At 64.0% G+C, this 21,571-nt stretch carries 21 protein-coding genes; 5 read left to right on the top strand and 16 right to left on the bottom strand.

Translation table 11 applies throughout. The annotated features are described in order from the left end of the window. Positions 1-5: 5 nt before the first annotated feature. From CCOS865_RS05700 to CCOS865_RS05685, 4 genes are all read right to left on the bottom strand, one after another. Complete coding sequence (locus tag CCOS865_RS05700; RefSeq protein ID WP_119138731.1) at positions 6-1,076, bottom strand: alpha-xenorhabdolysin family binary toxin subunit A; 1,071 nt, start codon at positions 1,074-1,076, stop codon at positions 6-8. Positions 1,077-1,220: 144 nt separating this feature from the next. Then, the gene (locus tag CCOS865_RS05695) at positions 1,221-2,216 is read right to left on the bottom strand and encodes an alpha-xenorhabdolysin family binary toxin subunit B (RefSeq protein WP_119138730.1); all 996 of its coding nucleotides are present in this window, start codon (positions 2,214-2,216) and stop codon (positions 1,221-1,223) included. A 13-nt stretch (positions 2,217-2,229) separates the two neighbouring features. After that, positions 2,230-3,393, bottom strand: coding sequence for an alpha-xenorhabdolysin family binary toxin subunit A (locus tag CCOS865_RS05690; protein ID WP_119138728.1), 1,164 nt, complete (start codon positions 3,391-3,393; stop codon positions 2,230-2,232). A gap of 198 nt (positions 3,394-3,591) precedes the next feature. After that, a complete protein-coding gene (locus CCOS865_RS05685; RefSeq protein WP_119138726.1) occupies positions 3,592-3,795 on the bottom strand; it encodes a hypothetical protein in 204 nt (67 codons plus the stop codon). 239 nt (positions 3,796-4,034) lie between these two features. Between CCOS865_RS05685 and CCOS865_RS05680 the strand changes: the two genes are divergently transcribed. Next, the gene (locus CCOS865_RS05680) at positions 4,035-4,709 is read left to right on the top strand and encodes a heavy metal response regulator transcription factor (RefSeq protein ID WP_027594153.1); all 675 of its coding nucleotides are present in this window, start codon (positions 4,035-4,037) and stop codon (positions 4,707-4,709) included. Then, on the top strand, positions 4,706-6,091 hold the full coding sequence (locus CCOS865_RS05675) for a heavy metal sensor histidine kinase (RefSeq protein WP_119138724.1): 1,386 nt from the start codon (positions 4,706-4,708) through the stop codon (positions 6,089-6,091). The genes CCOS865_RS05680 and CCOS865_RS05675 overlap by 4 nt, the downstream gene beginning before the upstream one ends. A gap of 45 nt (positions 6,092-6,136) precedes the next feature. Here CCOS865_RS05675 and pdxJ read toward each other — a convergent pair whose 3' ends face one another. From pdxJ to rpoE, 10 genes are all read right to left on the bottom strand, one after another. Next, on the bottom strand, positions 6,137-6,859 hold the full coding sequence (pdxJ, locus tag CCOS865_RS05670) for a pyridoxine 5'-phosphate synthase (protein ID WP_415842713.1): 723 nt from the start codon (positions 6,857-6,859) through the stop codon (positions 6,137-6,139). 61 nt (positions 6,860-6,920) lie between these two features. Further along, positions 6,921-7,604, bottom strand: a complete 684-nt coding sequence (gene recO, locus CCOS865_RS05665; protein WP_119138720.1) for a DNA repair protein RecO — start codon at positions 7,602-7,604, stop codon at positions 6,921-6,923. A gap of 51 nt (positions 7,605-7,655) precedes the next feature. After that, on the bottom strand, positions 7,656-8,558 hold the full coding sequence (era, locus tag CCOS865_RS05660) for a GTPase Era (protein ID WP_119138718.1): 903 nt from the start codon (positions 8,556-8,558) through the stop codon (positions 7,656-7,658). Next, positions 8,551-9,240: a ribonuclease III gene (gene rnc, locus CCOS865_RS05655; protein ID WP_119138716.1), complete on the bottom strand. Its 690-nt coding sequence runs from the start codon at positions 9,238-9,240 to the stop codon at positions 8,551-8,553. Before rnc ends, era begins: the two co-directional genes overlap by 8 nt. Positions 9,241-9,402: 162 nt before the next feature. Next, positions 9,403-10,257 (bottom strand): signal peptidase I, encoded by an 855-nt coding sequence (gene lepB, locus CCOS865_RS05650; protein WP_119138714.1) that lies wholly within the window; start codon positions 10,255-10,257, stop codon positions 9,403-9,405. A gap of 5 nt (positions 10,258-10,262) precedes the next feature. Beyond that, complete coding sequence (lepA, locus tag CCOS865_RS05645; protein ID WP_119138712.1) at positions 10,263-12,062, bottom strand: translation elongation factor 4; 1,800 nt, start codon at positions 12,060-12,062, stop codon at positions 10,263-10,265. Between the two features lie 284 nt (positions 12,063-12,346). Then, complete coding sequence (locus CCOS865_RS05640; protein ID WP_415842714.1) at positions 12,347-13,744, bottom strand: DegQ family serine endoprotease; 1,398 nt, start codon at positions 13,742-13,744, stop codon at positions 12,347-12,349. Positions 13,745-13,947: 203 nt separating this feature from the next. Then, a complete protein-coding gene (locus CCOS865_RS05635) occupies positions 13,948-14,910 on the bottom strand; it encodes a MucB/RseB C-terminal domain-containing protein (RefSeq protein ID WP_119138708.1) in 963 nt (320 codons plus the stop codon). Positions 14,911-14,928: 18 nt separating this feature from the next. Then, the gene (locus tag CCOS865_RS05630; RefSeq protein ID WP_119138706.1) at positions 14,929-15,516 is read right to left on the bottom strand and encodes a sigma-E factor negative regulatory protein; all 588 of its coding nucleotides are present in this window, start codon (positions 15,514-15,516) and stop codon (positions 14,929-14,931) included. Positions 15,517-15,547: 31 nt separating this feature from the next. Continuing rightward, on the bottom strand, positions 15,548-16,129 hold the full coding sequence (gene rpoE / locus CCOS865_RS05625) for an RNA polymerase sigma factor RpoE/AlgU (RefSeq protein WP_040070299.1): 582 nt from the start codon (positions 16,127-16,129) through the stop codon (positions 15,548-15,550). Between the two features lie 437 nt (positions 16,130-16,566). Here rpoE and nadB point away from each other — a divergent pair, with 437 nt between their 5' ends. Further along, positions 16,567-18,171: an L-aspartate oxidase gene (gene nadB / locus CCOS865_RS05620; protein WP_119138704.1), complete on the top strand. Its 1,605-nt coding sequence runs from the start codon at positions 16,567-16,569 to the stop codon at positions 18,169-18,171. Positions 18,172-18,288: 117 nt separating this feature from the next. Here nadB and CCOS865_RS05615 read toward each other — a convergent pair whose 3' ends face one another. Beyond that, the gene (locus tag CCOS865_RS05615; protein ID WP_119138702.1) at positions 18,289-18,747 is read right to left on the bottom strand and encodes a protein YgfX; all 459 of its coding nucleotides are present in this window, start codon (positions 18,745-18,747) and stop codon (positions 18,289-18,291) included. Beyond that, positions 18,731-18,985: an FAD assembly factor SdhE gene (locus tag CCOS865_RS05610; protein WP_119138700.1), complete on the bottom strand. Its 255-nt coding sequence runs from the start codon at positions 18,983-18,985 to the stop codon at positions 18,731-18,733. The genes CCOS865_RS05615 and CCOS865_RS05610 overlap by 17 nt, the downstream gene beginning before the upstream one ends. A gap of 133 nt (positions 18,986-19,118) precedes the next feature. Here CCOS865_RS05610 and ygfZ point away from each other — a divergent pair, with 133 nt between their 5' ends. Together ygfZ and CCOS865_RS05600 are read left to right on the top strand one after the other, a co-directional pair. Beyond that, positions 19,119-20,060 (top strand): CAF17-like 4Fe-4S cluster assembly/insertion protein YgfZ, encoded by a 942-nt coding sequence (ygfZ, locus tag CCOS865_RS05605; protein WP_119138698.1) that lies wholly within the window; start codon positions 19,119-19,121, stop codon positions 20,058-20,060. 51 nt (positions 20,061-20,111) lie between these two features. Beyond that, a complete protein-coding gene (locus CCOS865_RS05600; protein ID WP_119138696.1) occupies positions 20,112-20,918 on the top strand; it encodes an HDOD domain-containing protein in 807 nt (268 codons plus the stop codon). The last annotated feature ends 653 nt before the right edge of the window (positions 20,919-21,571 follow it).

Genomic DNA, 21,571 nt, shown 5'->3' with positions numbered 1-21,571 from the left:
CCGCGCTAGTTGAACACCTTCGCCATCTCCAGGCCGTGTTCGCGTATCCCCGCCCACTGGGCGAGAAACTGCCTGAAGTAGTAGATGAACACCGCCAGTTGCTGGCGGGTGTTCATCTTGCCCAGATGGCCTGCTGCGCTTTCCAGGTAAGCCTCGATGGTTTGCCAGGCCGTGTGCAGGTGGCCGGCGGCGAGCACCACGTCCCACAGGTCGAACTCCAGCTGGCCCATGTTGGAGTTCACCTCCTGCACGCGCCCTTCCACCCGACGAAACTCCGATAGCCTGCGGCTGACTTCGCTGCGCCGTTGCTCGAGGCGCTGCAGTTCGGCACGCGCCGCCTTGGCTTTGGGGCCGTAGATCGAGCTGCTGACCAACGCGCCGAAGGGCCCGCCGGCCCAGCCGATCGAGGACTGCCGGGAGTAACGTTCGTAGTCACCGCGGACCGCGCGGATGTCCTCATCCAGGCTGGCCAGCTCCCAGGCCAGGTTTTCGCCATCCGGCGCCTGCGCGAAGCGCTCTGCCGCTCGGCATTTCTCCAGCACTTCGGGCCGCAGCTTGAAGCGTGCCTCGTCGCGAAAACGCTCGAAGCCCATGCGCACGCCATCGAGCTGCAGGTCGAAATCGTCGATCAGCCCGTGCAACTGGATCAGTTGCCCAGCCATCGAACCGACCAACCGGCGGTCATGTTCATCGAGCGGCACATCGGGTGCGTCACGCAGGCTGTCCCACGAAGGCCGGTGGGCCCCCAGCGCCCGGGTGCGCGCGACCAGTTGCACGACCTGGGCCCCGCACGCCTCGACCTGCCCGGCATGCGCATCGAGCTGCAGGGTGACCGCCCGGGCCGTGCGATCCAGCTGGCTCCAGGCCTGCCCATGCGCGCGCAGCCGCTTGAACAGCGCGAGCATCCGGTCAGGCGTCAATTCCGGCTCGGTAATGTGGGTATAGCCCAGCCAGCGGGTGGTCTGCAGGTGATCGGCTGGCAGGTCGAGCATGCGCAGGCTGTAGTCGTTGATCGTCTGGCGCGATTCGACAGTCAGGATCAGGCCCGCCTGGCCCTCCCCGTTACGATCGTCCATGGCGCCGATCAAGGCACCCGGCAGGACAATCGCCTTTAGTTGTTGCTCTTGGAAACTCAACGCTCGCGGATTCATCGTTCAGCTCTCATCCACTTGAAAAGGGTGCAAGCGACCGCGCCCGATGAGCGCGGTCGAAGCGGGGCGTTACAGCCCGCGACGATGCTGCTCGAGCAGTTGTCGCTGATAGGCCAGCAGTTGCTTGAAGGTGTCGTCCAGGGCCTGCAGCTGGGCAACGTTGCTCGGGGCGGCAGTGCCTACTCGCGGCGCGAAGTTGGCCAGGGCCTGGCGCACGACATTGATGCCGGCGTCCCACTCGGTGCGTTGCTCATGCAGGCGCGGCACCGTTTGCAGCGCCGCCAGCTGTGCGCTCAGCACCAGCTGGCGCTGATCGAGCTCGCGCACTTGCCGCGCCAGGTTCGCCACCCGCTCGCGGGCCGCACGCCGCTCCTGCTGCAACTGGGCGTAGCGCATGCCTTCGACGACATCGCCGAGCAGGGTTTGCAGCTGCTCCACCGCCTTGTTCACGGCGTCGGCCGCCGCCGCGGCTTCAGCGCCAGGTACGGCCAGCTTGGCCAGGTCCTGCGCCGAAGGCACGACACCGCCAAAGCGGGTCTGCAAGCCATTGGCCTCGAGGGTGGCAATGGCCTGCTCGATCGCCGCCTGGCTGTGCTTCTCGCGGTCGTGCTCGGCGCTTACCTGGCTGTGCAGGTTGGCCTGGTCCTGCTGTTGCTTGAGCAGCCGCTGTTCGTCGCGGGCCCAGGCCAGCGCTGGCAGGCTGGCCAGCGCCTGCTGTTCCTTGCCCAGGTGGGCCACCTGGGTAGCCAGCAGTGACTTCACCGTGTCGGCGACTTCGCCAGCAATCGCCAGCATCTCTTCATCGTCGCCATCCTCCAGGGCGTCGAGGATGTCGCGCAGGGGATCGCTGGAGATCTCCGCGACCACCCGCTGGGCGTTGCGCGCCAGTTGCTCGGCGCAATTGATGAACAGCTTCATGTGGCGCTCCAGCGACTCGTGGATCACCGGCTGAAACTTCAACTCGGCGCGCTGCCAGGCTTCGGTGAAGCCACGCGTTGCCGCCAGCACATTGCCCAACTCAGGTGGGTTGGCGCGGGTATGCAGAACACTGATTTTGTCGTTCATGGTCGTTCACCTGTTAATGGGCCGAAGCGGCTTCGTCGAAGATGCGGGTCAGTTGCAGGGAGGTCTTTTCGATCTGCTTCCACTGCGCGAGAAATTGCCGGAAATACAGGACAAACCTGGCCAGCTCGCGGTTGTCGTCGATTTTCTCGAGGCGTGTGATCGAGCTGTCGATGTACGAGCCGACGATTTCCCAGGCGGTCTGCAGGTGGGACGCGGCGGTCACCACGTCCTGCAAACGGGTATCGAGCTCGTCGACGAAGGTGGTCATCTCTTCCATGCGGCCTTCAAGGTTGACCCGCACCCGCAGTTGCTCGCTGACAGCACGCCGCTCTGCCTGGCGACCCTTGCGCTCCTTGCGGACCTTCTCGGCCTTGCTGCCGTAGATGCCGCCGGTAATGATCACGCCGATGGCCCCTGCGGCCAGGCCGCTCAACGCCTGCTTGAGGTACTGGTCATACTCTTTGCTCAGGGCAGCGATCTCGTCATCCAGTTCCTTGAGCTGCTCACGCAGGCGCTCCACCGCGCCATCACCCTTCTTGCGCTCGACCGCCAGGCCCTTCTGTTTCACCGCCGGGATCAGCTTGAAGCGCGCCGTGTCGCGGAATGCCTCGGTTTCGCCGCGCACGGTGGCGACACGCAGCCCGTAGCTCTGCACATCTTCCTTGAGGATCTGCATGTAATCGACCAACGACGAGACCGCCCGCTGGTCGGCACGGTCCAGTTTCACCGGGGCACTCAGTACGACCTTGTCCCACGCCTTGATGTCGGAGCCCAACGCGCGGATCTGCCGGCACTCGTCGACGATGGTTTCACCGGCCGCGTTGATCGACGCGGCCGTGGAGGCCAATTCGCTGGCGAGCTTCTTGTTGCTGTCGGACAGCGGGCCCCAGCTGCGCGCATGGCCGCGCAACGCATTGAACAGCGTGGTCATGCCGGCCGGGGTCAGCTCGGGCTCGTCGATCTGCGTGTAGCCCAACCAACGTTGCAGGTTGTCGGGGGTCGACGGCAGGCCGAAGACGAAATTGACATACCGATTGAGGGTGATGATGTGCTCGCGGCTGAGGGTCAGCCCGCCTTCGTCCTCACCATCACGCTCGGCCATGGCCTGGATCAGCTTGGCCGGGACCTTTGCCGCATCTGCCTGCAACTGATCGTAATCAGCCGTGTGTGTACTCATGGTCGTGTCTCCTGAACTCAAGCCCTGAGAAGGCTTGGTCCGACCACGCTAAGGCAGCGACAGGAGGCCCGGCAGCGGGCAGCTTTTCCGCCACGTGCAGGGTTGCACCGGGCATTGCGCCGGGCACGCATAAAAAAGGCGCCCACCTGGAGCGCCGAACAGACCGTCCTGCGGGAGCACGCAAAGGCGGCGCTGAAGTCAGTCCTTGGCCAGCTTTTCGGTGTCTTCCTGGGCTTTACGCTGACGTTCCGCCAGCGCCTGGTCCGCCTGCCCATGCAGCCGTTGCTGGTCCTCGCGGAAGGCCTCCCAGAACTGCCGCGAGCGCTCTGCGCCGCCTTCTGCCAGCGCACTGGAGCTGCCCAACGCAAGCACCGCCAACAGCACATACCGAGTCAGGTTCATCGTGGTTACCTCATCAAATGGTTCAGATGAAGCCATCTTGGAGGGCGGCAGCTAACGCCAAGGTGAGGCGGACATTACAGTCCTGCAAGCTGGGCCGCGGCTGTCAGGCAAATGGCCGGGTGATTACAAATCTGTTATCCAGCGCGCTACGGCGGTTGCATGGCGTAACATCGCGGCGCTTGACCCTGACCCTGCTACAGGGCCGAGAATCGCCGCCTTTCATTCAACCGAGCCCCACCATGCGTCTACTGATCATCGAGGACGAACTGCGCACCGCCGATTACCTGCAGCAAGGGCTGCGCGAGAACGGTTACGTGGTCGACTGCGCCCACACCGGCATCGATGGCCTGCACCTGGCCCGTCAGCAGGCCTACGACCTGGTGATCCTCGACGTCAATCTGCCCGAACTGGACGGCTGGAGCGTGCTCCAGCGGCTGCGCGCCGAATCCGCCACGCGGATCATGATGCTCACCGCCCACGGTCGCCTGGCGGACCGGGTCAAGGGCCTCGACCTGGGTGCCGATGACTACCTGCTCAAGCCGTTCGAATTCCCCGAGCTGCTGGCGCGCATCCGCAGCCTGCTGCGGCGCAACGAGCAGCCGCTGCAACCCACCACCCTGCGGGTCGCCGACCTCGAACTCGACCCCGGCCGGCATCGGGCCTGGCGCGGCGCCAAGCGCATCGACCTGACCGCCAAGGAGTTCTCGCTGCTGCACCTGCTGATGCGCCAGAGCGGTGAGGTGCTCTCGCGCACGCAGATCATCTCGCTGGTCTGGGACATGAATTTCGACTGTGACACCAATGTCGTCGAGGTTTCCATCCGGCGTCTGCGGGCAAAGATCGACGACCCCTTCGAAGACAAGCTGATCCATACCCTGCGCGGCGTCGGCTATGTGCTCGAGGCGCGCCATTGAAGACCGCCAGCCTGTCGTTGCGCCTCGGCCTGAGCGTGACCCTGATGGGCGCGCTGCTGGTACTGCTGCTGGCCTGCCTGGCGGTGTTGGCGCTCGACCACGAGCTCGACAGCCGTGCGCGCAAGGACCTCGCCCGCAAGCTGCTGCAGGTCGAGCACAACCTGCGCGTCGACCTGCGCAGCGACGACCTGGCCGCGCGCGCGCATCCACTGCTCGACCTGGTCATGGGGCACGATAACCTCAGCCTGAACATTCTCGCCCTGAACGGCCGTCATCCGCCGCTGCTGAGCCTCGGCCCGGCCCTGCAAGCGGACGCCTTGCGTGCGCTGCCGAGCGGTGCGCAGCTGAGCTTTGCAGAGTGGCAGGACAACACGGGCAAGCAGATCCTCACCGCCTCCCAGCTGATGCGCCTGCGCGATGACACGCCGGTGCGGGTATTGCTGTCGCTCAACCGCGACGACGACAACGCGCTGCTCCAGGCCTACCTGCACTCGACCCTGATCGCCCTGCCCTTGCTGTTGATCCTGATCGGCATCGGCGCCTGGAAGCTGGTGCAACGCAGCCTGAAACCCTTGCGCCATTTTCGCCGGGTGGCCGGCCAGGTTTCAGCCCAGGACCTCAGCCACCGCCTGCCCGACAGTGGCCTGCCACAAGAGCTGGGCGAGCTGGCCAAGGCCATCAACGTGATGCTCGATCGGCTCGACCAGGGTGTGCAACAGCTTTCGCAGTTTTCCGACGACCTTGCGCACGAGCTGCGCACGCCGCTGAGCAACCTGATGGGCAAGGCCCAGGTGACCCTGGCCCGCGAGCGCGACAGCGGCAACTACCGCGAGGTGCTGGAAGACAGCATCGAAGAACTGACCCGGCTCAACCGGATCATCAACGACATGCTGTTTCTCGCCCAGGTCGGCCAGCCGCAGGCCCAGGTACAGCTCACGCCATTGGCGCTGGCCGACGAGGTGCAGCGGGTCGGCGAGCTGTTTGCCTTCAGCGCCGAGCTCAAGGACATCGAGCTGAAGCTGCAGGGTTGGGGCACGGCCCTGGGGGATCGGTTGATGGTGCAGCGGGCGCTGTCCAACCTGTTGAGCAATGCCATTCGCCACAGCCCTGAAGGACAGACGGTGACGGTGGGGGTTGGCCGCCAGGGTGAGCAGGCCTGGGTCTGGGTGGAGAACCACGGCCCGGGGATTGCCGAGGTGCACCTGCCGCGGCTGTTCGAGCGGTTCTACCGGGTCGGGTGCGGGCGTTCGCGGCTGGAAGGCGGAACGGGGCTGGGGCTGGCGATCGTGCAGTCGATCATGCAGCTGCATGGCGGCAAGGTCGAGGTGAGTAGCCGGCTTGCGGGGCCTACGCGGTTTACCTTGATGTTCAAGGCTGGCTAGAAGAGCTGCTGGGGCAGCGTTGCAGCCCCAGCACCTGCCAGGCTATTAACGCGATGCCTGGAGGATCAGGGCTTTCATCTCGGCGACGGCGGCCTTGAAGCCGACAAACAGCGCGTGCGCCACCAGCGCATGGCCGATGTTCAGCTCGTTGATGCCCTTGATCGCCGCCACGGCCTCGACGTTGTGGTAATGCAGGCCATGGCCGGCATTGACGATCAGGCCCTGGCCAACGCCAAAGGCCACGCCATCGACGATGCGCTTGAGCTCCTCGGCCACCTCGGTCGGGGTCTGGGCATCGGCGTAACGACCGGTGTGCAGCTCGATCGCCGGGGCACCGACCCGGCGCGAGGCTTCGATCTGGCGCTCGTCGGCGTCGATGAACAGCGAGACTTCAGCACCGGTGCGCGCCAGGCGCTCGACCGCTGCCTTGATCCGCGCCTCTTGGCCGGCGACGTCCAGGCCGCCTTCGGTGGTCAGCTCCTGGCGGGTTTCCGGCACCAGGCAGATGTGCGCCGGGCGGATCCGCTCGGCGAACAGCATCATCTCTTCAGTGACGCCCATCTCGAAGTTCATGCGGGTCTGCAGCACGTCCTTGAGCAGCAGTACATCGCGCTCCTGGATATGCCGGCGGTCTTCGCGCAGGTGCACGGTGATGCCGTCGGCACCGGCTTCTTCGGCGTCCAGCGCAGCCTTGACCGGGTCCGGGTAGCGGGTGCCGCGGGCCTGGCGCAGGGTCGCCACGTGGTCGATGTTGACGCCGAGAAGCATGCGGTTGCTGTGAGTCACGAAAGGCTCTCCTGAAGGTTTAGCCACACAGCATACGTCGTGCTCAGCGCTTGCGAAACAGTTCGCGACTGACCAGCGGTTTTGGCCCCAGGTGCACGGCCAGCGCCTGGCGCATCAGGCGCTTGGCCGCCAGCAACGCGCCAGGCGCATCCCAGTCGGCCTCGGCCAGGGCCAGCAGCTGGTCACCCTTGAACAGGCCCGGCTGCACCAGCTCGACCCGCTCCAGGCCAGCATCCACCTGCAGGCGGTAGAGGCCGTCGGCGACCACCGGTTGCTGGTGGATATCGCGGTCCAGGGCAAAGGCATAGCCCAGCTCGTCCAGCAGGCGCCACTCGAAGGCGCGCAGCAACGGCTCCAGCGGGCGCCCCTCGCCCAAGGCCTGCAAGGTCAGGGCGTAATGCTCGAACAGCAGCGGGTACGGCGCCTCGGCCGGCAACAGACGCATCAGCAGTTCGTTGAGGTAGAGCCCGCTGAACAGCGCGTCACCATGCAGCCAGGCGGCAATACCGGCGCTGTCCAGACGGTTGACGTTCTTCAGCTCGCCACGCCCGCGCAGCTCGACTTCAAGCGGCACGAACGAACGCACCAGGCTACCGCCCTTGCCGCGGGCACGGCGCAGCACCGCACGAAACAGGCCTTGCGGGGTGAAGAAATCCACCAGCGCGCTGGTCTCCCGGTAGGCACGGCTGTGCAGCACGTACGCCGGTTGAGCTGAGGGTTGTTGCATGGGGATGGCCTGGATGCTGAACGGCCCGGAGAGATCCGGGCCGTCGGGGGGTTACAGGTCGCCGTAGCCCAGCGAACGCAGGGCGCGTTCATCGTCGGACCAGCCGCCTTTGACCTTGACCCAGAGGTTGAGCATGACCTTGGCGTCGAACAGGGTTTCCATGTCCTTGCGCGCGTCGGAGCCGATGCGCTTGATGCGCTCGCCCTTGTCGCCAATGATGATCTTCTTCTGGCCGTCACGTTCGACCAGGATCAGCGCATGGATATGCAGCACATGGCCCTGCTGCTTGAACTCTTCGATCTCGACGGTGATCTGGTACGGCAGCTCGGCACCGAGCTGGCGCATGATCTTCTCGCGGACCAGCTCGGCGGCCAGGAAGCGGCTGCTGCGGTCGGTGATCTGGTCTTCCGGGAAGAAGTGCTCGTTTTCCGGCAGGTACTTGGCGATCTGCCCTTCGAGCGCTTCGAGGTTGTGCCCCTGCTGCGCGGAGATCGGCACGATCTCGGCGTTTGGCAGTTGTTCCTGCAGCCATTTCAGGTGCGGGATCAGGTCGCCCTTCTCGTCCATCCGGTCGGTCTTGTTGACCGCCACGATCAACGGGCCGGTGACGTACTGGACGCGTTCCAGGACCAGTTGGTCCTCTTCGGTCCAGCGGGTGCGGTCAACCACGAAGATCACCACGTCGACGTCCTTGAGGGCGGCCGAAGCGGTGCGGTTCATGTAGCGGTTGAGCGCCTTGTCGTTGGCCTTGTGCATGCCCGGGGTGTCGACGTAGATCGCTTGCACGGCACCTTCGGTCTTGATCCCGAGCATGTTGTGGCGGGTGGTCTGCGGCTTGCGCGAGGTGATCGCCAGCTTCTGCCCGAGGATGTGGTTGAGCAAGGTCGACTTGCCCACGTTGGGGCGGCCGACGATGGCCACGTAGCCGCAACGGGTTGGGGTGTTCTCAGTCATTGCCATTCTCCACGCCCAGGGCGATCAGTGCAGCAGCGGCGGCGACTTGCTCGGCAATACGCCGGCTCACGCCTTGGCCACGGCTCTTGTTGTTCAGCAGTACCACTTCGCATTCGACGAAGAAGGCACGGCAGTGAGGTTCGCCCTGGATGTCCACCACTTCGTAACGCGGCAACTCACAACCACGCGACTGCAGAAACTCCTGCAGGCGGGTCTTGGGGTCTTTGTTGGTGTCGACCAGCGTCAGGCTGGCGAACTCGTCGGTCAGCCAGGCCAGGATGCGCTCACGCGCGGTCTGCATGTCGGCATCCAGATAAATGGCGCCGATCAGGGCTTCAAGGGCGTCAGCGAGGATCGACTCACGGCGAAAACCACCGCTCTTGAGTTCGCCCGAGCCCAGGCGCAGGTATTCGCCCAGGTCGAAGCCACGCGCCAGGCGTGCCAGGGTCTCACCCTTCACCAGCCGCGCGCGCAGGCGCGACAGCTGGCCTTCGCGAGCCTGCGGAAAGCGCTCGAACAGCGCTTCGCCGGCGACGAAGTTGAGGATGGCGTCGCCAAGAAACTCCAGGCGCTCGTTATTGCGCCCGGCGTAGCTGCGATGGGTCAGGGCCAGGACCATCTGGTCCTGGTCCTTGAAGGTGTAGCCGAGCTTGCGCTCCAGGCGTGCAAGGGGAGCACTCATGCGGCCACCCGTGGATTGTTCAACGCGTTGTTCAAATCAACATCCTGAAAGACTGTTTGGCTGTGGATCGCCGCCAGTCGGCGACGAATCTCTCGATCCCTGAGAACACAGCCTATGTCAGAAAAGCATTCGGCGCTGCCGGGCAGGCAACGCCGATGGGTATCAATGGATCAGGCCGACCCGCGACAGGTTGGGGAAGTGGCTGAGCTTGGGCTCGGGCCAGCTCATCCAGACCGCGAAGGCCTTGCCGACGATATTGCGGTCCGGGACCATGCCGTGCAGTTCCTTGGGAATGTTCGGATCATCCCAGAAACGGCTGTCGTTGGAGTTGTCGCGGTTGTCGCCCATCATGAAGTAATGGCCTGCAGGCACCGTCCATTGCTGGTCCGGCGGCATGCGGTAACGGCTCATTTCCTTGCGGATCAGGTGCTCGGCCTCGCCCAGTTTTTCCTTGTACAGCTCGGCGCTGCCCAGGGTACCCGGCTCGGTGCCGACCAGTTGCTCGGCGATCGACTGACCATTGACGTACAGACGCTTGTCGTTGGTGTAGCGGATCTGGTCGCCCGGCAGGCCGACCACGCGCTTGATGTAGTTGACGTTAGGGTCGCTCGGGTAGCGGAACACCATCACGTCGCCGCGTTGCGGGTCACCGATTTCGATGACCTTCTTATCGATCACCGGCAGACGGATACCGTACGAGAACTTGTTCACCAGGATGAAGTCGCCCACTTCCAGCGTTGGTTTCATCGACCCCGAAGGGATCTGGAACGGCTCGACCAGGAACGAGCGCAGCACCAGCACGATGAACAGCACCGGGAAGAACGACTTGCCGTACTCGACGAGTAACGGCTCCTTGTTCAACTTCTCGACCACCGCCATTTCTGGCTGGGTGACGCTGCCTTGGTAGTTGGCGATCGCTGCACGCCGGCGCGGGGCCAGGAACAGCAGGTCGATCAGACCCAACACGCCACAGACGGCGACGGCGATAACGAGCAACAGCGGGAAATTTAGCGACATAGGACCTAGCTATCCAACCTGAGCACGGCAAGGAAGGCCTCTTGTGGAATCTCCACATTACCGACCTGCTTCATGCGTTTCTTACCGGCCTTCTGCTTCTCCAGCAGTTTGCGTTTACGGCTGACGTCACCACCGTAGCACTTGGCCAGTACGTTCTTTCTGAGCGCCTTGACAGTGGTCCGCGCAACGATCTGCCCGCCAATGGCGGCCTGGATCGCGACATCGAACATCTGCCGAGGGATCAGCTCCTTCATCTTCTCGGTCAACGCGCGGCCTTTGTAGTGCGCGTTGTCGCGGTGCACGATCAGCGCCAGGGCATCGACCTTGTCACCGTTGATCAGCACGTCCAGCTTGACCAGGTTGGCCGACTGGTAGCGATCGAAATGATAGTCCAGCGAGGCGTAACCGCGGCTGGTCGACTTCAGGCGGTCGAAGAAGTCCAGGACCACTTCGTTCATCGGCAGGTCATAGCTGACCTGCACCTGCGTGCCGAGGAACTGCATGTCGCGCTGGACGCCACGCTTCTCGATGCACAGGGTGATGACGTTACCCAGGTGCTCTTGTGGCACGAGGATGTTGGCGCGCACGATCGGCTCGCGGAAGTCTTCGACCGACGACACGTCGGGCAGCTTCGACGGGTTGTCGACCAGAATGGTTTCGCCGGTCTTGAGCTTGACCTCGAAGATCACGCTCGGCGCGGTGGTGATCAGGTCCAGGTCGTATTCGCGCTCCAGGCGCTCCTGGATGATCTCCATGTGCAGCATGCCGAGGAAGCCGCAGCGGAAGCCGAAGCCCAGCGCGTCGGAGCTCTCTGGCAGGTACTGCAGCGACGAGTCGTTCAGGGTGAGCTTCTGCAGGGCGTCGCGGAAGTCTTCGAAATCGTCGGAAGACACCGGGAACAGGCCGGCATAGACCTGCGGCTGAATGCGTTTGAAGCCGGGCAGCACTTCCACCTCAGGGGTGGAGTTGAGGGTCAGGGTGTCACCGACCGGCGCACCATGAATGTCCTTGATGCTGGCGATGATGAAGCCCACTTCACCGGCCTTGAGGTCGGCGGTCTGGGTGTGCTTCGGGGTGAACACGCCGACGCTGTCGACCAGGTGCACCTTGCCGGTGGACTTGACCAGGATCTTGTCGCCCTTCTTCACGCGGCCATGACGCACGCGCACCAGGGAGACGACGCCCAGGTAGTTGTCGAACCAGGAGTCGATGATCAGCGCTTGCAGCGGTGCTTCGATGTCGCCGGTCGGTGCCGGGATCTGCTGCACCAGGCGCTCGAGCACTTCGTCGACGCCCATGCCGCTCTTGGCACTGCAGGCCACGGCGTCGGCGGCGTCGATGCCGATGATCTTCTCGATCTCGTCCTTGACGCGGTCCGGGTCAGCCTGCGGCAGGTCCATCTTGTTCAGCACTGGCATGACTTCCAGGCCTTGCTCGATGGCGGTGTAGCAGTTGGCCACGGACTGGGCTTCGACGCCCTGGCCGGCATCGACCACCAGCAGCGCGCCTTCGCAGGCGGCCAGCGAACGGCTGACTTCATAGGTGAAGTCGACGTGGCCGGGGGTGTCGATGAAGTTCAGCTGGTAGGTCTTGCCGTCCTGGGCCTTGTAATGCAGCGTGACGCTGTGGGCCTTGATGGTGATCCCGCGCTCGCGCTCCAAGTCCATGGAGTCGAGGACCTGGGCTTCCATTTCGCGCGCAGACAGGCCACCGCACATCTGAATGAAACGGTCGGCCAGCGTCGACTTGCCATGGTCGATGTGGGCGATGATGGAGAAATTGCGGATATGACTCAAATCACTCACGGGTCAACACTCGGAAAAGGCTGCGAGCCGGGACGCCCGCCGAAAAATAGCCGGGAATTGTACCTTAAGCCGAAGGGTTATGGGAGATTCCTGATCGGCCGGTGATGCCTGAGCAGCTCTCACCCTGTAGGCGCGGGCTTGCCCGCGATAGCGTCCGAACAGGCAGAATTGATACCTTTTCGGGCGCCATCGCGGGCAAGCCCGCGCCTACAGGAGGCATTAGCGCAGGGCTGCAAGAGAAAAAGGGCAGCCGAAGCTGCCCTTTTTCCTACCTCGCAATCAGCTTATTCAGCCAGCTTGAAGGTGATGAAGCTGGCACGCCCCTGACGCAGGACGCGCATCGACACCGAACGGTTCTTCGGCAAATCCTTGGCGATCTCGGTGAACTCCTTGGCCGAGCCGATGGCCTGGTTGTTCAGGTGGCTGATGACATCACCCGGACGCAGGCCGATGAGGGCCGCAGGGCCGTCCTGGACTTCCTTGATGACCACCCCGCCCTTCAGCTCGAGGGATTTTTTCTGCTCGGCGGTCAGGTCAGAGACCGACACGCCCAGACGGTTGCTGCTGCGCTCGGCGCCACCCTGGGCACTGGCGGCGATGTCTGCGTCGTCATCCGGCAACGCGCCGACGGTGACGTCGAGGTTCTGCCGCTTGCCGCTGCGGATGATCTCCAGCTTGGCCTTGGCGCCGTCCTTGAGGCTGCCCACCAGGTGCGGCAGGTCGGCAGACATGACGATCGGCTGACCGTTCATGCTCAGGATCACGTCACCCACTTGCAGGCCACCCTTGGCGGCCGGGCCGTCTTCGAGCACCTGGGCCACCAGGGCACCGGCCGGTTTGTCCAGGCCGAACGATTCAGCGAGGTCCTTGTTGACCTCCTGGATCACCACGCCGAGCCAGCCGCGGTTGACCTTGCCGTCTTTCTTCAACTGGTTGGAGACATCCAGCGCGACGTCGATCGGAATCGCGAACGACAGGCCCATGAAGCCGCCGGAGCGGGTGAAGATCTGCGAGTTGATCCCCACCACTTCGCCTTTCATGTTGAACAGCGGGCCGCCGGAGTTACCCGGGTTGATCGCCACGTCGGTCTGGATGAACGGCACGTAGGTGTCGTTGGGCAAGGTACGGCCCTTGGCGCTGACGATACCTTTGGTCACCGAATGGTCGAAGCCGAACGGCGAACCGATGGCCAGCACCCACTCACCGACCTTGAGCTTCTCCGAGTCGCCCAGCTTGACGATCGGCAGGTTCTTGCCTTCGACCTTGAGCAGGGCCACGTCGGTCCGCGGGTCGGTGCCGACCAGCTTGGCCTGCAGCTCGCTGCGGTCGGACAGGCGGACGATGATCTCGTCGGCGTCGGCCACCACGTGGTTGTTGGTCAGCACGTAGCCGTCGCTGGAAATGATGAAGCCCGAGCCCAGCGACTGCGCTTCACGCTGGCGATCGCCACGTGGCGAGCGTGGCTGCTGCGGGATGTTGCGCTCGAAGAACTCGCGGAACATCGGCGGCAGGCCTTCGAGGTCAGGCATCTGCCCGGCGGCGACGCGGGCGGGCAGCTTCTGCTTGGTACTGATGTTGACCACCGCCGGCGAGGCCTGCTCGACCAGCGTGGTGAAGTCCGGCAGGGACTCCTCCGCCTGGGCGCTGAGCACCTGACCGAGCATGAGCACGGCGGCAAACATCGACAGATAGGATTTCAAGCGTGGTATTGACATACGGCTCCCGTCACAACGAGCGTAATTAGCATTAAGACCCCTGCACACGCAGGAAAGGCCAGACCCCGAGAAGTCTGACCTATAGAAAATTTACGAGGGGATTGCAAATGACAATGCTTTAATTTCATTTCAGCCCTGCGCTCGCAGGGCTGATGAAAGGTGTTGCAGCGTCATTGACGAGCCTGGGCATCCTGCGCCCGCATGGACAATGCGATACGTTCGGCGGTCCCCATGGGGATCTCACCGACCACGGTCACCACGACCTTGCCCGTGGGCGTGGTCAGGTGGCGCGAAACGGCCACGGTCGGCCCCAGCTGGACCCGGGTATCGGTACCGGAGTTACCTTTGACCGGCTCGAGGAACACCGAGAAACGCGCCAGGCCATCATCGTACATCAGGCTGCTGACGGTACTGTTGCGCGAAGGGTCGTTGTGCACCGAGCTGTTGACCAGCTCGAAGCCCGGCGGCAGCCAGTCCGAACGCCAGCCCGCGACACGGGTCGGCGGGGTCGGCGCGGCGGGCTCGACCGGCTTGCACGAGGCACTGGCGTGCAGGTCCGCGTCGCTCGGCACGGTGGTATCCAGCCGGGTCATCTGCAAGCGCTCGAGCAGCTGACCCTTGTCGTTGAGCATCAACGAGCGCAGGGGCAGGCCGGTCTGGCGATCAAGGTGGAGTTCGAAGGCGTAGCGATGCTGGTCGCGCGGGGTGAGTGTGACGATCACGGCGTCGCGTCCGGCAACCCGCGATTTGCCTGCCACGCTCAAGTCGTACCAGCTCATCAACTTCAAGGGATCAAGCACACGCGGCGCGGAGTCCGGCGGGGTTACCACACCGCTGACCAGAGCCCCACTGACGCACTGCACCTTGCCATCCACACGGACGATTTCCTGAGCCGTGCCATCGAGCTGCAAGAGCCGCTCGCTGACCGATCCATTCTGCACACGGTGCCAGATATCGTGGGATGAAAAGCTGCCGTTTCGTTCGTAGACGAAGGACCCCTGGTAACTCTGTGCCTGTTCGGCCCGTGCCAGCTTGTTCAGCCACTCACTCGCCTCGGGCGAGGAGTTGGCCGCCAATGCCGGCACCGTCATGCAGCTGCCAATCAGCAGCGACAGGAGAGGGAGCGCGCGCATGATCCTCCTTACTAGTGGTTATTTGTCCAGGCTGGCGGCGCGGGCATACGGCAGTGCGGTTTCAGTGCCTTTCAGCGCAGATTCCTGGGCGTGCTGACGCAGATAGCCTGGCAGACGCTGATCCCAGCCGGCCTGGTTCTGCAGCACACCATTGGCCATCGGCCCAGTCGGTTGCTCACTGCTCTCACTATAGCCTGCCAAAACGGCCGGGCCTTGTGTTTGCGGCATGCTCAGACCTTGTTGCGCCGGCTGCTGGGCAGCAAGCTGGTTACCGCTGATCTCGTCCTGGTTGTACAGACGTACACCGGCCAAGACTGCAACCGTCACCGAGGCCGCTACGGCCAGACGGCCAATGCTGCGCCACGGACCTTGCTTGACCTTGGCCGGCACGGCCTCATCGGCCAGCGCGGCGGAAACCGCCGAGGCGATGTCCAGCTTGGGCAGCAGCAGTTCCTTGTGCATGGCTGCGCGGGCTACCTGGTAACGCGACCAGGTGGCACGGGTGTCGGCGTCATCAACGGCGCTCAACACACGACGCAGTTCCAATTCGTCCGCTTCGTTGTCCATCACCGCGGACAGCGATTCCTGCAAAGCTTCACGACTCATGGCGGTTCCTCTCTTGGCTGTCGCCGCTGTCTCAGGATTCCTGCAACAAAGGCTGCAGGGCTTTATCAATGGCCTCCCGAGCGCGGAAAATCCTCGAGCGCACGGTACCCACCGGACACTGCATGACGCTCGCAATGTCCTCGTAACTCAGACCATCAAATTCACGCAAAGTTAGCGCCGTACGCAGATCTTCTGGCAGTTGCTGGATGGTGCGATGGACAGTGCCTTCGATTTCATCCCGCAACAACGCGCGCTCTGGGGACTCGAGATCCTTGAGACCATGATCGCCGTCATAAAACTCCGCATCCTCGGAGCTCACATCGCTGTCTGGCGGCCGTCTACCACGGGACACCAGATAGTTTTTCGCCGTGTTGATGGCGATGCGGTACAGCCAGGTATAAAACGCGCTGTCGCCGCGGAAATTGCCAAGCGCCCGGTATGCCTTGATAAAGGCTTCCTGGGCCACATCCTGGGCTTCATGGGTGTCGTGTACGAAACGCACGATCAACCCGAGAATCTTGTGCTGATACTTCAGCACCAACAGATCGAACGCTCGCCTGTCGCCGCGCTGCACGCGCTCGACAAGCTGCTGATCCTCTTCCTGGGTTAGCATGAACACTCCTCAGTGGTCTTGAAGGAGCGTTGCAACAGCCATCGTTCAGGCTTGCAAACATAGACTCGGGCTTCGCGCAAAAGTTCTCCCCTCCAAGCAAGTTTCCTGCGGCCTCTGGTCGGCTCGCACGAAAAAGACACAGCGCGGTCACGGCCGGCTGCGTCGATAATCAGGTCTCGAAAACGCAGGGATCAGCCCGGATCGAGCTACCGCCCTGCGTCGCCTTGGCATTTGTGGCGTAAGGGCAGCCTTCATAGGATTTCCGGGCACCCCGGAAAGTTCCCACAAAGATCGCCATCACTGCGCAAGCGCCATTGGAAATCTGCCGCCTCGGGCTGCTATAAAGGCATCCCGGCGACGTTTCACGATAGTTTCACAATGCCATCTGCGCATGACTATTGTGCCGTTCCCCTCTCCCAGAATACTAGTGCCCCGACATGAGCAAACAATTCCAATACGATGTCCTGGTGATCGGCAGTGGTGCCGCGGGCCTGAGCCTGGCACTCAACCTTCCCAGCCACCTGCGCATCGCCGTCCTGAGCAAGGGTGACCTGGCCAACGGCTCGACCTTTTGGGCCCAGGGCGGCGTCGCCGCGGTACTGGACGACACCGATACCGTGCAGTCGCATGTCGAGGACACCCTCAACGCCGGCGGTGGCCTGTGCGACGTAGACGCCGTGCGCTTTACCGTCGAGCACAGCCGCGAAGCCATCGAGTGGCTGATCGAGCAGGGCGTGCCGTTCACCCGTGACGAGCATGCCAGCGTCGATGACGGTGGTTTCGAGTTCCACCTGACCCGCGAGGGCGGTCACAGCCACCGGCGCATCATCCATGCCGCCGATGCCACCGGCGCAGCGATCTTCACCACCCTGCTCGAACGCGCCCGGCAGCGCTCGAACATTGCCCTGCTGGAGCAGCGCGTCGCGGTCGACCTGATCACCGAGCGGCGCCTGGGCCTGGACGGCGAGCGGTGCCTGGGGGCGTACGTGCTGGACCGCAACACCGGCGAGGTCGACACCTTTGGTGCACGCTTCACGGTGCTGGCCACTGGCGGCGCGGCCAAGGTCTACCTCTATACCAGCAACCCCGACGGTGCCTGCGGCGATGGCATCGCCATGGCCTGGCGCGCCGGCTGCCGGGTGGCCAACCTTGAATTCAACCAGTTCCACCCGACCTGCCTGTACCACCCGCAGGCCAAGAGCTTCCTGGTGACCGAAGCCCTGCGCGGCGAAGGCGCCCTGCTGCGCCTGCCCAACGGCGAGCGCTTCATGCCGCGCTTCGACCCCCGCGAAGAGCTGGCGCCACGCGACATCGTCGCCCGCGCCATCGACCACGAGATGAAGCGCCTGGGGGTCGACTGCGTGTACCTGGACATCACCCACAAGCCGGCCGACTTTATCAAGAGCCACTTCCCGACGGTGTACGAACGCTGCCTGACCTTTGGCATCGACATCACCCGTCAGCCGATTCCGGTGGTGCCGGCGGCTCATTACACCTGTGGCGGGGTGATGGTCGACGAGCGCGGGCACACCGACGTGCCGGGCCTGTACGCCATCGGCGAAACCAGTTTCACCGGCCTGCACGGCGCCAACCGGATGGCCAGCAACTCGCTGCTCGAGTGCTTCGTCTATGGCCGTTCCGCCGCTGCCGACATCGAGGCGCACCTGGAGCGGGTCGACATGCCCAAGGCGTTGCCGTGCTGGGATGCCAGCCAGGTGACCGACTCGGACGAGGACGTGATCATCGCGCACAACTGGGACGAGCTGCGGCGCTTCATGTGGGACTACGTGGGGATCGTGCGCACCAGCAAGCGCCTGCAGCGCGCCGAGCATCGGGTGCGCCTGCTGCTGGACGAGATCGACGAGTTCTACAGCAACTACAAGGTCAGCCGCGACCTGATCGAGCTGCGCAACCTGGCCCAGGTGGCCGAGTTGATGATCCGTTCGGCCATGCAGCGCAAGGAGAGCCGCGGGTTGCACTACACCCTGGATTACCCGGGGATGCTGGATGTCGCCCAGGACACCATCCTCAGCCCGACCTGAAACACTTCATCGTCCTTTTCGCGGGTAAACCCGCTCCCACAGGTACCGTGCAGAGCCTGAAATGTGCGCTCAGAACCCTGTGGGAGCGGGTTTACCCGCGAAAAGGGCGACAGCGTCCTAGCGGGCATCCACCGGTGCCCAGCGCCGGCGGCTGAACCTGAGCCGCACCCGCAGCCTGCGGTGCTGATCCGCGGCCAGCGCATCCCTGGGGATGCACTGGCCCTCCCCTAGCCAGCGCCCTTCACGCACAAAGCGCAGCACCACCAGCGGCGGCAAGGCCAGGCTGTCACGCAGCAGCCTTACCGGCTGCCAGCCCAGGGCACGGCTGAACACCCGCCAACCGAGCGGGTCGCGGCGCAGGCCAGTGATGGCGTGTGGATGGGTCAGGAGGATTCGGCGAGGGATGGCCCGGCGCGCATGGGCCAGGCACAACAGCTGCAGGAGCATGGCCAGCCACCCGGGCGTGGCACTCAGCCAGAGGGCCATGGCGGCCAGCGCCTGGCAGATCAGGTAGGCCGTCAGCAGCAGCGGTGAGCCCTGCCAACGGCACTCGAAATGCTCACTTGGGCTGGACACGGTCCAGGATGATACGGACCATGCGCTGCAGCTCGGGGTCTTCCGATTCGCTGCGCTCCATGAACCAGCCGAACATGTCCTGGTCTTCGCAGGCGAGCAGGCGAACATACAGGGCGCGGTCTGCTTCGCTCAGGGTGGCATAGACCTCTTGGGAAAATGGCACCAGCAGGACGTCCAGTTCCAGCATGCCGCGGCGGCTGTGCCAGAAAAGCCGATTGAGTTCAGTTTGTTCGACCATGGGGCCCTCCTCGAATGGCCGGCCAGTATACAGCGCCGCGCTCACGGCGGCGCAAGGCGTTGGTCTAGTCACCTACCTATTTTGTTACTGGCGTTCTATGATGGCCGCCAGTCTTTAGCAACCGCGATGACCCATGGCCGACTCCGCTTTCTTTTGCCCCCTGTCCCACGAGGGCATCCTCGCCGTCCGCGGCTCCGACGCTGGCAAGTTCCTGCAAGGCCAGCTGACCTGCAACCTCAACTACCTCAGCCAGGAGCATTCCAGCCTTGGCGCACGCTGCATGGTCAAAGGACGCATGCAGTCGAGCTTCCGGATCGTGCCGCACGGCAACGGCTTCTTGCTGGCCATGGCCAGCGGGCTGCTTGAAGCGCAACTGGCCGACCTGAAAAAGTACGCGGTGTTCTCCAAGGCGACCCTGACCGACGAGAGCGGCGCCTGGGCGCGCTTCGGCCTCGAGCAGGGTGAAAGCGCCCTGCAGGCGCTTGGCCTGGCCCTGCCAGAGGACACCGGCGCTACCGTTCGTCAGGAAGACCTGTTGGCCATTCGCGTCTCCCCCGGCCGCGCCGAGCTGTGGGCGCCTGCCGAACAGGCTGCCGCGGTTCGCGAACAGCTCACTGCGACGCTCGCCGAAGGCACGCTCAACGACTGGCTGCTGGGCCAGATACGCGCAGGCATCGGCCAGGTCATGGAGCAAACCCGTGAACTGTTCATCCCACAGATGATCAACCTTCAGGCCGTCGGCGGTGTCAGCTTCAAGAAGGGCTGCTACACCGGCCAGGAGATCGTCGCCCGCATGCAGTACCTGGGCAAGCTCAAGCGCCGCCAGTACCGTCTGGCCCTGGCCGAGGACGCGATCCCCGAGCCGGGTGCGCAGATCTTCTCGCCCACCCATGGCTCCTCGGTGGGTGAAGTGGTGATCGCCGCTCACGCCGGCAACGGCTGCGAGCTGCTGGCGGTACTCAGCGCCGATGCGGTGGAGGATGACAACCTGCACCTGGGCAGCCTCGAAGGCCCGCGCCTGAGCCTGCTGAGCCTGCCTTACGAATTGGACCGCGACCGGGAAATCCAGCGCTGACCAACCCGCCCCGCCCTCGGCGGGGCCGCCCCACTGCGGTAGAGAAGCCTCATGAACAAGCTGGCCGAGATGGTTCAAGCGCAATTGCTCGCTGCCATCGAGAATGACGACCTGGTCTTGCCGACCCTGCCGGAAGTCGCCCTGAGCATCCGCGAGGCGGCCGAGGACAGCGAGATCAGCGTGTCCGCCCTGAGCAAGGTGATCGGCCGTGATGCGGCGCTGTCGGCGCGGCTGATCAAGGTGGTCAACAGCCCCTTGCTGCGCGCTGCGGTGGAGGTGACCGACCTGCACACGGCGATTACCCGGCTGGGGATCAACTACAGCTGCAACCTGTCGATCGGCCTGGTGATCGAGCAGATCTTCCATGCGCGCTCATCGGCGGTGGAGCAGAAACTGCGCGATATCTGGGCGAACAGCCTGGAAGTGGCGGGTATCAGCTATGAGCTGTGCCGTCGCTTTACCCAGCTCAAGCCTGACCAGGCGACCCTGGGCGGGCTGGTGCATCAGATCGGCGCGCTGCCGGTGCTGATCTATGCCGAGGAGCACAACGAGCTGCTGTCCGACCCGGTCTGCCTGCATTACGTGATCGAGCAGATCCAGCCGGTGCTGGGCGACAAGATCCTCAGCGCCTGGGAGTTCCCGGAGCAGCTGATCAAGCTGCCGGGGGAGATTCAGGACCTGGATCGGCGTACTGACAAGGTCGACTACATCGATGTGGTGCAGATTGCTCGCTGTTTGAGCCAGAGGGGGCGGAGCCGGCCGTTGGCGGCCCTGCCCGCTTATCGGCACCTGGGGTTGCCGCAGGGGACCGAGCTGGATGTGGCGGATCTGCTCGAGGCGCGGAGCATGTTGCGCTGAGGGTTTGCTTGTAGATCGTGGGCTTATCCATTCGATGTGGTGGCGCTCATGGCCCCTTCCGCCCTTACGGCGGGTCACTTTTTTTCTTGGAAAAAAGTAACCAAAAACCGCTGGCTCCCACATCCGGCCCTCCGCTGCGCTGCGGGTTCCCTCACTCCGGCCTTGCTCCCGCGTGGACCGGGCTGTACGGGCCTTCCTGGCCCGCAGCCCTTGCCGGCCTTCCTAGCCGTCACCCCGCTCCGCAAGACCTCCGTTCGGCCTCCTGAGGTCGCCAAGTTAGGGGTGGCGCCTGGGCTGGCGTTATCTTCGATAGTGGCATGAGTGGTGGATATTCGGGCCTCATCGCGGGCAAGCCCGCTCCTACAAGGACCGCGCCGACCTGTAGGAGCGGGCTTGCCCGCGATAGGGCCGGGACTGCCAATGCACATTCTGGCGCTGACGCGCTGTACCGCCCTTATAAACAAGCGAGAGCGCAGCGATTCGCCAGCCGTTGCCCAGGCCCTTGATCTTGATCTTGCCGTTGATCTGGCTTGTGATCTTGATCTACTGCGACTTCAGGAGGCCGAACGGAGGTCTTGCGGAGCGAGGTGACGGCCAGGAAGGCCGGCAAGGGCTGCGGGCCAGGAAGGCCCGTACAGCCCGGTCCTCGCGGG

Origin of the sequence: Pseudomonas reidholzensis (genome assembly GCF_900536025.1) — a bacterium.
Lineage (GTDB): Bacteria > Pseudomonadota > Gammaproteobacteria > Pseudomonadales > Pseudomonadaceae > Aquipseudomonas > Aquipseudomonas reidholzensis.
This window is presented reverse-complemented; position numbering and strand designations above follow the sequence as displayed.

What these genes read in the sequence shown, in the direction of transcription:
- CCOS865_RS05700 (WP_119138731.1), bottom strand. Translation starts at nt 1,076, where the DNA reads ATGGACGATCGTAACGGGGAGGGCCAGGCGGGCCTGATCCTGACTGTC.
- CCOS865_RS05695 (WP_119138730.1), bottom strand. Translation starts at nt 2,216, where the DNA reads ATGAACGACAAAATCAGTGTTCTGCATACCCGCGCCAACCCACCTGAG.
- CCOS865_RS05690 (WP_119138728.1), bottom strand. Translation starts at nt 3,393, where the DNA reads ATGAGTACACACACGGCTGATTACGATCAGTTGCAGGCAGATGCGGCA.
- CCOS865_RS05685 (WP_119138726.1), bottom strand. Translation starts at nt 3,795, where the DNA reads ATGAACCTGACTCGGTATGTGCTGTTGGCGGTGCTTGCGTTGGGCAGC.
- CCOS865_RS05680 (WP_027594153.1), top strand. Translation starts at nt 4,035, where the DNA reads ATGCGTCTACTGATCATCGAGGACGAACTGCGCACCGCCGATTACCTG.
- pdxJ (WP_415842713.1), bottom strand. Translation starts at nt 6,859, where the DNA reads ATGCTTCTCGGCGTCAACATCGACCACGTGGCGACCCTGCGCCAGGCC.
- recO (WP_119138720.1), bottom strand. Translation starts at nt 7,604, where the DNA reads ATGCAACAACCCTCAGCTCAACCGGCGTACGTGCTGCACAGCCGTGCC.
- era (WP_119138718.1), bottom strand. Translation starts at nt 8,558, where the DNA reads ATGACTGAGAACACCCCAACCCGTTGCGGCTACGTGGCCATCGTCGGC.
- rnc (WP_119138716.1), bottom strand. Translation starts at nt 9,240, where the DNA reads ATGAGTGCTCCCCTTGCACGCCTGGAGCGCAAGCTCGGCTACACCTTC.
- lepB (WP_119138714.1), bottom strand. Translation starts at nt 10,257, where the DNA reads ATGTCGCTAAATTTCCCGCTGTTGCTCGTTATCGCCGTCGCCGTCTGT.
- CCOS865_RS05640 (WP_415842714.1), bottom strand. Translation starts at nt 13,744, where the DNA reads ATGTTTGCCGCCGTGCTCATGCTCGGTCAGGTGCTCAGCGCCCAGGCG.
- CCOS865_RS05635 (WP_119138708.1), bottom strand. Translation starts at nt 14,910, where the DNA reads ATGCGCGCGCTCCCTCTCCTGTCGCTGCTGATTGGCAGCTGCATGACG.
- CCOS865_RS05630 (WP_119138706.1), bottom strand. Translation starts at nt 15,516, where the DNA reads ATGAGTCGTGAAGCTTTGCAGGAATCGCTGTCCGCGGTGATGGACAAC.
- rpoE (WP_040070299.1), bottom strand. Translation starts at nt 16,129, where the DNA reads ATGCTAACCCAGGAAGAGGATCAGCAGCTTGTCGAGCGCGTGCAGCGC.
- nadB (WP_119138704.1), top strand. Translation starts at nt 16,567, where the DNA reads ATGAGCAAACAATTCCAATACGATGTCCTGGTGATCGGCAGTGGTGCC.
- CCOS865_RS05610 (WP_119138700.1), bottom strand. Translation starts at nt 18,985, where the DNA reads ATGGTCGAACAAACTGAACTCAATCGGCTTTTCTGGCACAGCCGCCGC.
- ygfZ (WP_119138698.1), top strand. Translation starts at nt 19,119, where the DNA reads ATGGCCGACTCCGCTTTCTTTTGCCCCCTGTCCCACGAGGGCATCCTC.
- CCOS865_RS05600 (WP_119138696.1), top strand. Translation starts at nt 20,112, where the DNA reads ATGAACAAGCTGGCCGAGATGGTTCAAGCGCAATTGCTCGCTGCCATC.